General features: G+C 58.3%; 15 protein-coding genes. 6 read left to right on the top strand and 9 right to left on the bottom strand.

The window, feature by feature from the left end; genetic code table 11:
• Together arsK and FHT76_RS37515 are read right to left on the bottom strand one after the other, a co-directional pair.
• Complete coding sequence (gene arsK, locus FHT76_RS37520) at nucleotides 1-1212, bottom strand: arsenite efflux MFS transporter ArsK (protein ID WP_259186590.1); 1212 nt, start codon at nucleotides 1210-1212, stop codon at nucleotides 1-3.
• Nucleotides 1205-1567 carry a helix-turn-helix transcriptional regulator gene (locus tag FHT76_RS37515; protein ID WP_183864888.1) on the bottom strand — a complete coding sequence of 121 codons (363 nt, stop codon included), beginning with the start codon at nucleotides 1565-1567 and terminating at the stop codon, nucleotides 1205-1207. The genes arsK and FHT76_RS37515 overlap by 8 nt, the downstream gene beginning before the upstream one ends.
• Nucleotides 1568-2191: 624 nt before the next feature.
• On the opposite strand from FHT76_RS37515, the gene FHT76_RS37505 reads away from it, so the two are divergent.
• Nucleotides 2192-2629, top strand: coding sequence for an EF-hand domain-containing protein (locus tag FHT76_RS37505; RefSeq protein WP_183864887.1), 438 nt, complete (start codon nucleotides 2192-2194; stop codon nucleotides 2627-2629).
• A gap of 546 nt (nucleotides 2630-3175) precedes the next feature.
• On the opposite strand, the gene FHT76_RS37500 is transcribed toward FHT76_RS37505, so the two are convergent.
• Nucleotides 3176-4114 carry an MBL fold metallo-hydrolase gene (locus FHT76_RS37500; protein WP_183864886.1) on the bottom strand — a complete coding sequence of 313 codons (939 nt, stop codon included), beginning with the start codon at nucleotides 4112-4114 and terminating at the stop codon, nucleotides 3176-3178.
• A 309-nt stretch (nucleotides 4115-4423) separates the two neighbouring features.
• Between FHT76_RS37500 and FHT76_RS37495 the strand changes: the two genes are divergently transcribed.
• From FHT76_RS37495 to FHT76_RS37480, 4 genes are all read left to right on the top strand, one after another.
• A complete protein-coding gene (locus FHT76_RS37495) occupies nucleotides 4424-4843 on the top strand; it encodes a cupin domain-containing protein (RefSeq protein ID WP_259186598.1) in 420 nt (139 codons plus the stop codon).
• A gap of 97 nt (nucleotides 4844-4940) precedes the next feature.
• The gene (locus tag FHT76_RS37490; RefSeq protein ID WP_259186587.1) at nucleotides 4941-5699 is read left to right on the top strand and encodes an SDR family oxidoreductase; all 759 of its coding nucleotides are present in this window, start codon (nucleotides 4941-4943) and stop codon (nucleotides 5697-5699) included.
• 86 nt (nucleotides 5700-5785) lie between these two features.
• Complete coding sequence (locus FHT76_RS37485) at nucleotides 5786-6952, top strand: HlyD family secretion protein (protein WP_183864884.1); 1167 nt, start codon at nucleotides 5786-5788, stop codon at nucleotides 6950-6952.
• Between the two features lie 53 nt (nucleotides 6953-7005).
• Nucleotides 7006-8607 carry a DHA2 family efflux MFS transporter permease subunit gene (locus FHT76_RS37480; RefSeq protein ID WP_183864883.1) on the top strand — a complete coding sequence of 534 codons (1602 nt, stop codon included), beginning with the start codon at nucleotides 7006-7008 and terminating at the stop codon, nucleotides 8605-8607.
• 16 nt (nucleotides 8608-8623) lie between these two features.
• Here FHT76_RS37480 and FHT76_RS37475 read toward each other — a convergent pair whose 3' ends face one another.
• Nucleotides 8624-9067 (bottom strand): RidA family protein, encoded by a 444-nt coding sequence (locus FHT76_RS37475; protein ID WP_183864882.1) that lies wholly within the window; start codon nucleotides 9065-9067, stop codon nucleotides 8624-8626.
• Between the two features lie 32 nt (nucleotides 9068-9099).
• A complete protein-coding gene (locus FHT76_RS37470) occupies nucleotides 9100-9525 on the bottom strand; it encodes an ATP-binding protein (RefSeq protein ID WP_259131701.1) in 426 nt (141 codons plus the stop codon).
• Between the two features lie 409 nt (nucleotides 9526-9934).
• On the opposite strand from FHT76_RS37470, the gene FHT76_RS37465 reads away from it, so the two are divergent.
• Nucleotides 9935-11455 (top strand): PAS domain-containing sensor histidine kinase, encoded by a 1521-nt coding sequence (locus tag FHT76_RS37465; protein ID WP_183864881.1) that lies wholly within the window; start codon nucleotides 9935-9937, stop codon nucleotides 11453-11455.
• Here the strand turns inward: FHT76_RS37465 and FHT76_RS37460 are convergent.
• The 4 genes from FHT76_RS37460 to FHT76_RS41555 all read right to left on the bottom strand — a co-directional run bounded on the left by FHT76_RS37460 (nucleotide 11452) and on the right by FHT76_RS41555 (nucleotide 14511).
• Nucleotides 11452-12645, bottom strand: coding sequence for an MFS transporter (locus tag FHT76_RS37460; protein ID WP_183864880.1), 1194 nt, complete (start codon nucleotides 12643-12645; stop codon nucleotides 11452-11454). The genes FHT76_RS37465 and FHT76_RS37460 overlap by 4 nt on opposite strands.
• A gap of 75 nt (nucleotides 12646-12720) precedes the next feature.
• The gene (locus FHT76_RS37455) at nucleotides 12721-13377 is read right to left on the bottom strand and encodes a response regulator transcription factor (protein ID WP_183864879.1); all 657 of its coding nucleotides are present in this window, start codon (nucleotides 13375-13377) and stop codon (nucleotides 12721-12723) included.
• A 136-nt stretch (nucleotides 13378-13513) separates the two neighbouring features.
• On the bottom strand, nucleotides 13514-14149 hold the full coding sequence (locus tag FHT76_RS37450) for a response regulator transcription factor (protein ID WP_259131667.1): 636 nt from the start codon (nucleotides 14147-14149) through the stop codon (nucleotides 13514-13516).
• On the bottom strand, nucleotides 14146-14511 hold the full coding sequence (locus FHT76_RS41555; RefSeq protein ID WP_405049531.1) for a response regulator transcription factor: 366 nt from the start codon (nucleotides 14509-14511) through the stop codon (nucleotides 14146-14148). Before FHT76_RS41555 ends, FHT76_RS37450 begins: the two co-directional genes overlap by 4 nt.
• Nucleotides 14512-14861 lie beyond the last annotated feature (350 nt).

The following is a 14861-nucleotide window of genomic DNA, read 5'->3' as shown; positions in this document are numbered from 1 at the left end:
TCAGCCAGCGGCGACAACGCTACGTTTCGTCGCCATCGCCACGCTGACGAATGCGGCCATGCCGACCATCCCGAGCGCGGCCGTGACGAACAATGACAGACTGATGCCAAGCAGTTCCATAGCCATCGCAAAGGCGAAAGGCGCGGCAGCTCCCAATGCGAGGCGGGCGGCCGCCATCCTGCCCGTGATCGCTCCGTAGCCGTCGCTGCCGAACAGATAAAGCGGAAGGCTGCCCTGTGCGATCGAATTGATCCCCGAGCCGAGACCAAGGCAGATCGCGAAGGCGACGGCTCCCGGCAGCCAGCTTCCACTCAGGCCGAGGATCAAGATGCCGACGACCATGAGCGCAGCCGATATGACCGCAAGCATGGGCGGCAACAGGCGCGTGCCGAAGATCATATTGAGCAGGCGGCTCAGAACCTGGGCGGGTCCGAAAAGCGAGCCGATGACCACCGCGGCCGCTCCAAGACCGAGATCACCGAGCATCGGAACCATGTGCGCGAGGATCGATGCCAGAGTGAACCCGAGGATCGCGAAGGCGGCCGAGACGACGACCATCGCACCCCGGCGGGCCTCCGGCGGGATTGCGCCGATCACTCGTTGTCGTTCGCGAGCGGTTCCGTTGGCGCTTGCCGCCTTACCCTTCCGCATCATCCAGAAATGCAGGGGCACGCAAACGACCAGATTGAGGGCTGCGAACACCAGGTAGATTTCCCGCCACGACATATATCCCATCAGCGCCGCCGAGATCGGCCAGAAGATCGTGGAGGCAAAGCCGCCGATGAGCGTCAGATAGGTGATGCTCCGGGAGGCCGTCTTTGGATCGCTTTCGACGAGCGCCGCGAAGGCAGCCTGGTACTGGACCATCCCGGAGGATACCTCTAGCAGGACGATAGCGAGCGCGAACACGGCGACCGACGGTGACCAAGCGCAAAGGGCGAGCGTCAGTGCCGAGAAAAGCGAGCCGACGGTCAGCACGGTCGCCGCCCCGATCCCGTCCATCTGTTTTCCAATCATCGGGGCCGAAAGCCCACCGACGAGGAGCGACACCGAGAACACGCCGAAGACCTGCTCGAGAGTGATCCCGAGGTCCTTCGCCATTCCGGGCGCGAGGATTGAAAACGAATAGTAGAGCGTCCCGTAGCCGATGATCTGGGTCAGGCCGAGCGCGAAAATCGTTGCGAGCGAAATCGCGTTCTTCGTATCACGCATTTTGGTTCTCTTCCGACGTCTCGGTAGAGCAGCAGGCTCCCTCACCTTCGCCAACCCCAAGTACTCGCAGATGTCCCGCGCAGCAGTCGTGCATAAGGAACGTGACTAGCCCCGATAGTGCCTCGTAGTTCGCGCTGTAGACGATCGATCGGGACTCCCTCCGCTGGTCGATCAGCCCGGCCCGTTCGAGTTCCTTGAGATGGAACGAGATGTTCGACGGAGAGACACCCATCTTCTCGGCGATCGCACCCGCCGCCATTCCATCCGGACCGGCGACCACGAGCGTGCGTACGACGCCCAAGCGGGTTTCTTGCGACAGCGCCGCGAAAGACATAAGGGCTTGACGTTCTTCCATAATTCAATATTCCTTGAAACATTGATCAGAGGGGTAGCGCATATGGACTCGATCATCAAGACGGTTTCGACGACATTGGACATCACTTTGGGACAACTCCTGTCCCACGTCGGCTCCGCGCCGAATTTGCCGTTGATATTGTCGTACGAGGAGGGCCGGCTACCACGTCACGGAGGTCAAGGGCGGGCGGTTCTCGGCCCTCGATTGCGGGGCGAATCCCGAAGAATGGTCAGAAATCTTTGTTGTTTCCTCACACCTTTCTCGGGAGGTCAATGGCCAGCGAGGACACTTCCGCGAGTGAACCTCGACATGAGAACGAGCCTTCAAGCTTTCAATCCTTTGGCTCCCGCCTCCTCGAACGCTTCGCGACTTGCGGCAACGTGCTCGTCTCACCCGGGGCGATATGGCCTTTTGGAATGCCCCAGCGGGCGTTCCTAAGGCTCCCGGCCAGCCTGGCGTTCGAGGGCAGCCAAAAGTTCGTACGCGTTGCCTCGGGATGCCGAAAGAACTGCGGGATCGAGAAATCGATGGCAGCTGTCACAGAGTGGCTGAATTCCAGAAAACGACCAGTTTCAGGCAAGCCGTTGCGACCATGGTCTCCTGGCTTTTGCCCAGGAGGTTTCTATGAAAATCGATTTTCACAGCTCGGTTTACAGTGTGTTAGCCCGCCAAACGGGAAACTCCCCGTCCGTCAGCGATGAGAAATTTGAACTACCCTCGTCTACTCCCACCAAGATTCCGGCGCTGAAGACCGACGCACAGTTGGTGGACGATTTTTACCGAAGGCTGGTACAGTCAAACTTCGCAGCCGACACCAATGAAGACGGCAGGGTCTCGAAGGAGGAATACGCCCAGAGCAACAAAGAACTCGCCGCGGCAAACGACCGGCCCTACGACGCGGCCGTCGTGGATAGGCATTGGAACGTGTTGGATCCGACCCACAAAGGAAGCGTCGACCAGGATGAAATGCGCGCCGGACTTGAGCGGCTCCTGCCCGTCAGCGTTGGTCACCTCAGCGATGCGGAGGCTGCGCGTCTCCGCAATCTGAAACCAAGTACCTAAAGTGCATGACGCCATAGGCGGTCATCGCCATGCACGTGGTGCGGCGGCTCTCGATTAGCGCTAAGATCGAGAACCCGCTATGTTTATCAACTGGCCCGCGGAACACGCCGTGCCGGGCACGAGCAATTTGAATGGTCCGGCAAAAGGACCGTTGCCTGGGATCGCACTGGACGATTGACGGGTCCGCAGAAATCAGATTGAGCGAAGCTCAGATTATCGACGCCGACCCCACGTAAAACGACCTGTTCCGGGCAAACAATCCTGTTGGCGGCCCTGGCGAGGCCTGCTATGTCGGGCGTGCCTATGGGACGCTTCGGACAGCCGATGAAGTCGCCTCGGCTATCGAATATCTGTTGCCCGACGACGCTAGCATGATGATAGGGCAGATGTTGAATGTCGATGGTGGAGCGTCCATCGGCAGAGCAGCAATGGACGACGCCCGCTTCAAGCAAAGGCCGAAACGGGCGTCCTAGAAGCGCCTGCTGAGAAAGTCAGGCATCAAAATAGACTGCGCCGATACAACTCATTTCGGGCCGCAAGCGATACTCAGAAATCCCACCATACCGGAACCCAGCGAAACAGATCGCCGGCAGCCGCCACACGCCCCACGGAGGGGAAAGGCAAGTGCGTCGATACCAACCAAGACCCATTGGCGGCGAGTTCATGCATGAGACGAAGGCGAACTCGCGTCGCTTCCTCTGGGTCGTGCTCGAAGCCGTTGTGCCATTCCGGATGATCGAACGAAACGGGGAAGATGGCGTCGCCTGCGAACATCAGTCGCTCGCCGCCAGACGCAAGGCGTACAACACTATGTCCAGGGGTATGGCCGCCCGTGCGAGCGACGGTGACGCCCGGCGCTACCTTGGCCTCATCCACGAATGTTCGAAGATGGCTGCCGTATTCGCGCAAGAATTCCAAAGATGCACGTCGTGCGAGTTCGACAAGAGGCGGTGGCATGGCGGTCCGAGAGAAGTCGGGCGACTGCCAAAATTCGGCTTCCGCTGAAGACACATGAATCCTGAGGTTCGGCCGTAACCGTTCCTTGACACCGTCAGCAAGCAAGCCGCCGACGTGGTCGAAATGCATGTGGGTGAGGATTACGTCCGTGACCGCCGCGAGATCGACGCCTGCCGCCTCCAGCCGCTGAACAAACAAGCCGGCCCTTGGGAAGTCCGGATACTCTTCCCCCAGACCACTGTCTATCAGTATCGTCTGGCTGCCGCTGTGCACGACGACCGCATTTAAGGCCCAGTCGAAGGCCTCTTTCGACAAGAACATGTTGTCCAGCCAGGCCGACCGAGTTGCCGGGTCGGCGTTGGTGGCCATTGACTCGGCCGGCGGCGTCAGCACGCCGTCGCTGATCACAAGTACGTCGATGTCGCCAACGCGCACTGCATAGCGCGAGGGGACCAGTTCGCCTTGAGGGTTACCGAGTATAGGCCCAGGGATCGACGTGGTGGTGGGTCTTGCATCTACCGTTGACATGATAGGCTCCAGATAAGGTTGTTGAGAGCTGTCGGTCATAGGTCGCGATCAGAACCTTAGATCGGGGACAAGATGTGGTCGAGGTATGCTTAGGTTTGGGGGTGCTGCGACGCGACCTCCTTGGCAGTGCTTTTTCCGCCGACTCTACTCCCTGCCAAAGCCTTCTACTCGCTTCATCAAAGGCAGGCGTTTGGCGAGTGGCCTTGCGCCAGGCCGATTACTAACCTTGGTATATCTATTTTTCTTCCTCGCAGGTCGCATACGATCCCAGCCGGTCATAGGCAGGATCAAAAGCGAAGGAGAAGCATGATGCGAAAGCTCGCGACCTTTTTGTTTTGCTCGGCACTGATTGCAGTACCGGCCGGCGCGGCGGACAAACCTCACAACGCCAAAGTCTCCGTGGTCTTCGACCACCCCCTCCCCAACGTACCAGGCAAGAGCATGCGCGGCGTGCTCGTCGAGTACGGGCCAGGTGGCCATAACCCGTCGCATACCCATGCCAAAAGCGCATTCATCTACGCCACGGTCATCGAAGGCGAGATTAAGAGCCAGCTCAACGACGGTAAGGTGACAATCTACAAGACCGGTGAAAACTGGATCGAAGTCCCCGGTGACCACCACCAGGTCAGCGCCAATGCCAGCGATACGAAGCCCGCCAAAATTCTCGCGCTCTTCGTTGTCGACACTGATGAAACGAAGCTCACGATACCGGATGGCGCTACCGATTAGGGTTGCGGCGGTACGGCTCTCTCAAGCCGGCTCTTCTCTGAACTTCGGCGGCCACATCCGAACATTGATGTGCCGCCCCCAAACAAGGTATGGAACCATGAAAATCGTCATCATCGGAGGCTCAGGCCTTATCGGGACGAAAGTTGCCGAGCGCCTGCGAACGCGTGGGCACGAGGTAGTTCAGTCCTCTCCGTCCACTGGAGTCAACTCTCTCACGGGCGAAGGTCTCGGCGGCGCGCTGGCTGGAGCAAACGTCGTAATAGACGTCACGAACTCCCCCTCCTGGGAACCGAGCGCCGTGCTTTCGTTCTTCGAGACGTCAACGACCAATCTGCTCAAGGCGGAGCGTGCCGCCGGAGTTCGCCACCATGTCGCGCTCTCCATCGTCGGGATCGAGCGATCTCCGGAGAACGGCTACTTCAGGGCGAAACTCGCACAGGAAGCGCTTATCAAGAAGGATGGCGCTCCATATACGATCGTGCGGTCGACGCAGTTTCTCGAATTTCTGGGAGGTATCGCTGATAGTGCCACGGTCGATGGAGCTGTCCACGTGTCGCATGGCGCGTTCCAACCGATAGCCGCCGACGAGGTTGCAGGCTTCGTCGCGGAAGCGGCGACCGCCACCGCCGAGAACCGAACGATAGAAATCGCCGGACCCGAGAAAAAACCGATGAGCGACTTCGTAATCGAATATCTCGCTTCCATCGGCGATAGTCGGAAGGTTCTTGTCGATCCTCAGGCGCGGTATTTCGGCACGCTGGTCGATGACCGGGCATTGGTTCCTTTAGGTACCGCCAAGCTCGGAACTCTCGACTTCAGGACGTGGCACGCGCAACGCTCACAAGCCGCGGCCTGACACAGAGGAATCCGGCCGCCGGGCGCGTAAAACCGTGCCCGACGGCCAAGCAGACCTGCCAACCTAAGTGTTGAAAGGACAGGGCCATGGTCGAGTTGCCCAGACAGGAAACATTCGGCAAAAGCATAGAGACTGGCCGGGAGAACGAGGATGCGGCGCCTCAAACGGCAGAGCCCCTCTCAAAGGTACGGACCCGATCCCCGAAACTCTTGCTCAAAAGGAGCGGATACGCGATCGCCGCTATTGCGGTGGTGGGATATGTCGCTCACTTCGGCTACGACTACTGGACGACGGGACGGTTCATCGAATCGACAGATGACGCCTATGTTAAGGCGGACTACACGACCATCGCCCCCAAGGTGGGGGGTTACATCAAGGATGTTCTGGTCAACGACAACGATTTCGTAAATGCCGGTCGAGTCCTTGCGACGATCGACGACAGGGACTTTCAAATCGCCCACAACTCCGCCCGAGCCGACCTGCAGAGCGCTGAAGCTGCGATTGCCAATCTCGACGCCCAGATCGAACTGCAAGCTTCCGTTATCGAGCAGGCGAAAGCCTCAGTCGACGTATCGAAAGCCTCCTACAACTTCGCCAAGTCCGACGCGGCAAGGAATGCTCGGCTGACCTCGAACGGATCGGGGACCCTATCGCGCGCGGAGCAAAGCAAATCCATCCTGGACCAGGCTTCCGGAGCGGTCGATCGGGATCAGGCTGCTCTCGTTTCCGCCCAGAGCAGGGTCCAGGTCCTCAGAACGCAGCGGGATCAGGCGGTAGCTCAACGCGACAAGGCCACGGCTGCCGTCGATCAAGCAGCCGTCAATCTCTCCTATACCCGCATTGTCGCAGCCGTGGACGGGACGGTCGGCGCACGATCGGTCCGGGTTGGACAGTTCGTGGCCTCAGGCACGCAATTGATGGCGGTCGTCCCGTTGCATGCGGTTTACATCGTGGCGAACTTCAAGGAGACCCAGCTCACGCATATGCACCCTGGCCAACAAGCCGAGATCAGGGTGGACAGCTTTCCCAAGCTCAAGATCAAGGGACACGTCGATAGTATCTCTCCCGCCAGCGGCCTGGAGTTTTCCCTGCTCCCACCCGACAACGCTACGGGCAATTTTACGAAGATCGTTCAGCGCATTCCGGTAAAAATCCTCATCGATGACGAGCGCCTCTCCGCCACGCTGCGGTCAGGCATGTCGGTGGAGCCGGAAATCGACACGAAAGACGCCTACGCGCCGGAAGCGCCATAGCAATATCGAAAACGAAGCTCACCCGCACGTTCGTAACTACGGAGAGGCATGTCATGGCTACTCTTCTTATTTCCGCGAACAGCAACCGTCAAATTGCAATTCCAAAACAGGCCGAAGATACGTTGCGGGTCTGGTGTGCCGTCGTCGCCTCGACACTCGGCGCGTTCATGGCTGTTCTGAACATCCAGATCGTCAACGCGTCGCTGGCCGACATCCAGGGGGCGATCGGTGCGGGAAAGGACGACGGCGGATGGATATCCACCTCTTATCTGATCGCCGAGATCGTCGTCATTCCGTTGAGCGCCTGGCTTGCGCGCGTGTTCTCCGTCCGCAACTACCTTCTCGCCAGCGCGATCCTCTTCCTCGTCTTCTCAGTCGCATGTGCATTCGCGACCAATCTCCAGCAGATGATCGCGTTGCGGGCCGTCCAGGGTTTTTCCGGCGGAGCGCTTATCCCAATGGCCTTCACGATTATCATCACCCTTCTTCCCAAACCCAAGCAGCCGACGGGGTTGGCGCTTTTCGCGCTTTCAGCCACCTTCGCGCCGGCCATAGGACCAACCATCGGCGGCTACCTGACCGAGAACTACGGTTGGGAATTCATCTTCTACGTTAACCTGGTCCCCGGAGTGATCATGGTCGGCATGCTTTGGGCATCGCTCGATCGCGCGCCCATGGACCTCTGCCTATTGGCAAAGGGCGATTGGCTCGGGATCGTCACAATGGCCATTGGTCTCGCCGCCCTCCAGACCGTGCTCGAAGAAGGAAACAAGGAAGATTGGTTCGGCTCCAACTTCATCGTGCGGCTGTCGATTGTCGCGGCAATCGCGCTGACGCTATTTCTCGTCATTGAGTTTAGAAGCAAGCACCCATTGCTCAATCTCCGGCTTCTCGCCAGGAGAAACTTCGGGTTCGGGATCGTCGCGAATTTTCTGCTTGGAATGGCGCTTTTTGGATCGGCCTTCATCCTGCCGATCTACCTTTCCCGCGTGCAGGGTTACAATTCGCAGCAGATTGGAGCGGTGCTTGCCTGGACAGGCATCCCACAGCTTCTTCTGATACCGCTCGTTCCGCGACTGATGAAGGTTTTTGACGTCCGCCTTCTGATCGTCTTCGGCTTCGCGCTGTTTGCGGCCTCGAACTTCATGAACGTCTACATGACGGCAGACTATGCGAGCGACCAGCTGTTCTGGCCGAACGTCGTCCGTGCCGTCGGCCAGGCTCTTGTTTTTACCCCGTTGTCGGCAGTCGCCACCGCGGGGATCGAAGAGCAAAACGCCGGGTCGGCATCCTCCCTGTTCAACATGATGCGCAACCTCGGCGGTGCGGTCGGAATAGCGTCGTTGCAAACATTCCTCACCAAGCGAGAGCAGTTCCATTCCAACATCCTGACGAACTCCATCAGCGCTTTCGACGAGTCATCCCGTAACCGTATTGCCAAGCTGGCGGCCTACTACATGAACCACGGCGTCAGCGACCAAGCCGCTGCGACGCACAAGGCTATCGTGACCATTGCCCTCAAGGTCCGGCAGCAGGCAAACATCATGGCGTTCAGCGATACGTTCTTTCTGATGGGAGCGGCGCTCGTCGTTGCATTGCTAGCGTCCCTCCTGCTGAAGAAACCAGGCCGGCTCTCCGCAGGTGGAGCGCACTAATTGACCCCGATTTTCGTTACGCCGATGCCAAAACCGCTCGAAACGTGATTTCGATGAGCTGCTCCGGGAAGGCGAGACGGGAAATTCCGATCAAGTTACTCGCGCACCGAGGCAGCTCTGTATTGTACACTTCCTTCCGGACTTTTCCTGCTACCGCGAAGGCAGCGTCGACGTCGAGAGCGAACAAGGTCTCCTCGACCACGTCATCAAGCGTAGCTCCGAATTTTTCCAGGAGCGCCACGGCGTTGGCGTAGGTTTGCCGCATCTGGGCTTCCATACTCGAGAAATTCACAGGACGCCCAGATGCGTCCAGCTCAGCAGGAGCGACGAGATTTCCCTCGCTGTCGTGGCTGAGCTGCCCAGAAAGGTAAACCACATCCTTGACTTGGACCGCTTGGCAGTAGCCATAGGTCATTTCCCAAGGAACTCCGAAATTCACGGTCTTCTTCGACGTTTCCATAAAGTCCTCCTTGTGACCAATCTTCTCCGTTCTCACAGAGCCAGTTTTTCATCACGGCTTCGCAGCGGAAGGACCAGAGTTGCGCGCGTGCCGATGCCAATCTCGCTCTGCAGATGGAGATTTCCTCCGATCTCTTGGGCAAAGTGGCCGACGATCGTCAGCCCGAAACCGCCGAGGCCAGTGGATTTCGTCGTGAAGAACGCGTCGCTGGCGCGCCGGAGTGTTTCGCGGTCCATCCCTATGCCGTTGTCGACAATTCGAAGTTCTACGACCTCCGAGAGGGGGGCATGGCGCGTCGCAGCCACTGCGAGCGAGATCGAACCTCCTTCTGGCAAGGCTTCGCGAGAGTTCGCGAGCAGTTGGATGACTGCGTCGCGAAGACCGTCACGCGAGGGATGGTTGAGGGGACCTCGATGTCCAGGACGATATCCTCTCCCAGCGTCATTTCGACCTCCAATGCTATTTCCGCGAGGAAGCCCGATATATCGAGCCCGTCGGCTTCGGTATTTGGGGAGATCAAGTGTGTGGAATTTGCGTTCATCTCCGTGGCCTTGCTCGGGTTCTGGCTACCGGAGCGCCATTGCGCTTCGATTTCAGCCGCTTTGAGCGACCGATTGGAAACCTTCGTAAGGCGTGGGAGCGCAGCCAACAAGTAAACTGAAGTTTGGGGTCCTGTGAGCGCTTCGACACCTAACCTGAAGAAACCCAAAGCCCTGCCCGATGGAAGCTTTTGTCTGGAAAGATAGCGCACTACTGTAACTTGAAGATCGGCTTCTTCAGCGTATAATGCGCCATCCCTTCAACAAGCCGCCTGATCGCCAAACCGAGCGAAAGGTGGGCTTTAGTGTTTTTTGACCGGAGGAGCCAATGTCTGAAGGCAAGGCGCTGTCGAAGGTTGATCAATCGGGAAGCGACCGCGACTTTGCGGCGCTGGCGCGTGACCTAGTGGACGCGCTGCCTGGCCATTTGTGGTCGACGGACTCGGGGGGGCGGTTCACGTACATCAATCCGAGCATGCGAGAATACTTCGGCGTCGGCTCTTTGACAGAAGAGTCTGACTGGCTGTGGCGGGTCCATCCCGACGATCATGACGCCGCAGCTGCCAAGTGGCGACATTCGCTGCACACAGGCGAAATTTTCAAGGGCGAGCACCGCTTACGAGGAGCAGACGGCGAGTATCGATGGTTTCGTATCGAGGGGCGGCCATCTTGGGACACATACCACCGGATAACGGCATGGCACGGTCAGAACGTCGACATGGAGGATCAAAAAGCGGAACTGAAGGCGCGTACGCTCGAGCTATCCTTGCTCGTCGATATGGTCCCAAGCCATTTGTGGCGGTTGACGCCTGATGGAACGACAACCCTGGTCAACAAGCGCATGGCCGATTTTCTTGGCCTTGATGTGTCGAACGTGAGCTCGCTCGAGTCCGTTATGGACACCATTTTCCATCCGGATGACGTCGAGGCCGTTGGTGTCGAGCTTACCCGGTGCCTGGCATCCGGGGACAGATTCTCAATGAGGTATCGTCTACTTCGCGCGGACGGCGCTTATCGATGGATGTCAGGTCGAGCCGAACCCTTGCGGGATCAGGACGGCAATATCGTCCAATGGTTCGGCCTATGCCACGACATCGAGGACCAGGTACAGGCGACGGCGGCGCTGCGACGATCGGCGGAAAAGCTGGCGCAGGCAACGCAAGCGGCCAACCTGTCACAGCTTTCGGCGTCTATCGCCCACGAAATCAATCAGCCGCTTGCAGCGATCGCCGCTGACTCCGAGGCATGCTCGCGATGGCTGTCGGCCGACCCACCGAACGTCGAGAGGGGCAGGCGTGCTGCGGAACGTATATCCGAGGACGTTGGAGCGGTCACGGATGTCATCGCTCGAATCCGCGCCCTCTTCCAGCACAAGCCCCAGGCGCGAACAGTTGAGGACATAAACCAACTGATCAACGAGGTCTTGAGCCTCATGTCGGACGAAATTGCCGCGACGACCACCCGGATCGATACCGAACTCGATCCAGCGCTCCCACAGGTTCTGGTCGATCACATCCAAGTGCAACAGATTTTGGTGAACCTGATCCGGAACGGAATTCAGGCGATGGACAGCACGAACCCCTTGAGGAAGTTGAGGATAAAAACAGATCGGGATGGTCCCAATACCGTTGTCATCTCCGTTGAGGATTCCGGGAGTGGATTTAGCGATCCTGACCGCGTTTTCGAGCCGTTCTTCACGACGAAGAGCGCGGGGATGGGGATGGGCCTTCCGATTTGCCGCTCAATGGTCGAATCCCACGGGGGCCATCTTTGGGTGAAAAACAACGAGACGGTGGGTGCGACCGTCGCGTTCACTTTGCCGATCGGGCTTCCGGCTGAACAAGTCTAGGCCGTCGATTCTGGCACGCGCTCGCGAAGGCTCCGACCATTGTACCCACGGCCTATAACGTACATGGCCAGGACCCAGGCTGCAGCGATCATCGCGCTGGAAACCGCCGCCAAGCTCGCATAGCCGGAAGCCCCGATCACTACGCCCGCAAAAACGGGACCTGCTGCAAACCCGAGGAGATTTGCAGCACCTGCCGCCGCCGCCCACCGTCCGCTGGAATCGAGCGCAGCAGCCAGGCCGAATAGATACGGCAGCGAAAAGTAGTAAAGGACGGCCGATGCAATGACCGCTATCCTGTATGCCCACGGGTCGGGCCAGAGGCAGAGCGCCAGCACGACGAGGATGTAACCAACGCAGAAGCCCGTGATTGGAGTTGCCCTTCCCCAGCGGACGTTCAGCACCGTGGCCGTACCCGCTCCCACCAGACCAACGAGTGTGGACGCAGTCAGTACGTATCCGACCGCGCTGGTATCAAGGCCGACCCGTTCGCCCAGTGGTCCGCTAAAGGCGAATAGCCCGGCGGAAACGGCCACGTACAGGACGATTGCGGCAAGAAGCAAAACTCCGAGCATCCGGTTGTTGATGGCAACGATCGTGTTGCCGTCCCTCACCGCGCGGACGTTGGGAACGAGCAAAAGAAGTGGTGTGAATGCCAGGGATGTTGCCGCAAGGAGAGTGAATATACCTCGATGCGCGAATGCGGCGGTGACTTCACCGCCGATGCTGAAAAGCGCAATGCTTCCTATCGCCCAGACAAGTTGGAAGTAGCCGAAAATCTTTTCAGGGTTCTGCGAGTGAGAAGCTACGATACTGAGCGAAATCGCGTAGAGGACTCCCTCCCCGGTTCCTGCCAATCCCCGCAAAAGCAATAGCCCGCTCCACCCAGCGACAAAGATCGATGCGCCTTGCGCAGAAAGGGTCACAATAATCGCGAACAGGCTGGCCCGTTTGTAGGAAAACCGCGATAAGAACGGTGCGATCAGGATCGCGGCAGTCGCGAGAGACAACAGTTCGACGGAGGCAATAAAACCAGCATCGCGCTCCGGCAGCGAAAGACCGTCGATCAATCCAGCGACAACAAATGGCGACATTTGAGGGACGAGACCGCCGATAATCTGGGCGGCTGTCGCGCCGATCACCAGAGAGGCAGGATCGCGGGATATGGCGGCATTGCCTGAAACTTCGCCCATATTCGGCGGTTCCCCAACCGCGTTTATTGTCGGTCGGCACCCTACCCCGTCATCAAACCCGTGTAAATTAGAGGACTACACCGTTGTCATCTCGTGGCCGTCATGGAGTTTTTGGACTTTGCGGACGAGATCGGCGAGCGACCGGCTTTCCATCTTCCTCATGACGTTCATCCTGTGCAGCTTGACGGTCATTTCGCAAATACCGAGTTCGTAGGCCACCTGCTTGTTCATAAGGCCGCTTACAATGAGGAACATCACCTCACGCTCCCGTCGCGTAAGCGTGTCCGCGAGTGCGTACAACCTATTATGTTCGTTCAGCACGCGATGACGCTCGTCATCTAGCTCGATTGCCTTGTCCACCGCTTCGAGCAAGTTCCGAGGAGCGAACGGCTTCAAAATGAAATCCACCGCCCCTGCCTTCAGGGCGGTGACGCTGGACGGAACATCGGCGTGTCCCGTCAGGAATATGACAGGCATTCGGCTTCCGGAGGTTGCCAGTTCTTTTTGTATCGCTAGGCCGCTGCTGTTTGGCATTTGAAGGTCGAGGACTATGCAGCCCGGTCGCCCCGTGTCCGCCGCTTCGAGGAACTCAGCGCCACTGGCAAACGCGGATACCTCCTTGTGAGTGGCCATAAAAAGGTCGAGAAGCGATTCCCTCATCCGATCGTCGTCATCAACGATATAGACAATGGGTTCCACCGTTGCTTCCGCTTTGGAACTCAAAACTGCCATGGTACACCTCCCGGCCGGAGTGCTTGTCTGCCAGAACTTGTTCCGGCTACGTTGCGCAGCAGTCTAACACCAACGTAGCGGTCGCGGACGATATACGTTGGTTTGCCAATCGTGGCCTGCCGGCAAATGATAGCAGCTAGTTGGCCTGGGCGGTGTTGATTTCATCGAAGGTACGCACGACGTCCACGATCGATCTGGCCTGAAGCTTCTTCATCATGCGGCTACGGTGAAGCTTGACCATTATCTCGCTGATGTTCATCTCCCGTGCTATCGCTTTGTTGGGCAGGCCTTTCGAAACAAGGGCAAATACCTCAGACTCACGGGGCGTAAGAGTATCTACGACCGATTGCGCGCGGAACCGCGCCAGATATTTAGACCGCATCTCAGCATTGCGGGAAAGCGCGAAACCCGTGCGTTCAGCAAGGGTTTCGAGCTCCAATGGTTTCAATATGAAGTCAAACGCGCCGGCCTTCATGGCCAAAACGCTCGCCTCCACAGAAGCGTCCCCAGTCATGAATATGATCGGCAAGGGGCATTCCAGGGCAGACAGCTTTTCCTGAAGCTCCAGACCAGTCATTCCAGGCATCCGGACATCCAGAATGACACACCCGGGGCCCGACAAGTCGGCCTGCTCCATGAAGTCGCTCGCCCTTGCATAAGCCGTAGCCAGCAGGCCAATCGATGCGAAGAAATCGACCAGCGACGTTCGAATTCTCAGGTCGTCATCAATGATGTGGACCGTTGTAAACGGTGGGTGGCTCGCCTTGGTCATGGTGGCCTCAGCAGATTGAGCAATTCACTGCTATCTAAGGGCTTGCTGAGAAATGCACAGGCTCCCAGTTCGAAAGCGACAGACGCAGCATCCGGGTCTGGATAGGATGTCATTAGGATCACTGGTTGCTCGATCCCACCTTCCCTCAGTCGTCGGAGGAGTTCGATTCCAGACATTCCCGGCATCCGGAGATCGCTGAGAATGCAGTCGCACGTGAGATAGCCCTTGCTGGACATGAAATCTTCGCCTGAAGCATACAGCTCGCCGTATATGCCAGCGGAGGCAAGCATGTCCTCCAACGCGACGCGAAATTTACGGTCGTCATCGACTATAGCGACAATCTTCGCGCGGGAGCCAGACATCCATTGGCAACCTATGTTGAACCGGCATGCAGAGAATTTGATCGCAGGGAAATGCTGAGATCGGGGCATTAGCGGGCCGCAGAAGGGTGTCCTTGGGCGGCGGTCCTTCACGCCTCAAGGTTATCATAGTTGTCCTCAATGTAGCAGGTATACCAAGGTTTGTATTTCCGGGCTCAGAGTGCGCCCTACCGCTCTGACCGTGGCCCTCGATCCGGAGTCGAAACGAGGATGGATCAGGAGGGCCGATCTGCTGTAGCTGACGAACAGGAGGCTGCCGATAGTCGCCGAGTTCTACCGCTAACAGCTGCGTGCGAACCTTGGCCGCCGCCCGCGCGCACTCATAAGATGGG

The organism is Rhizobium sp. BK176 (assembly GCF_024808055.1).
This window is presented reverse-complemented; position numbering and strand designations above follow the sequence as displayed.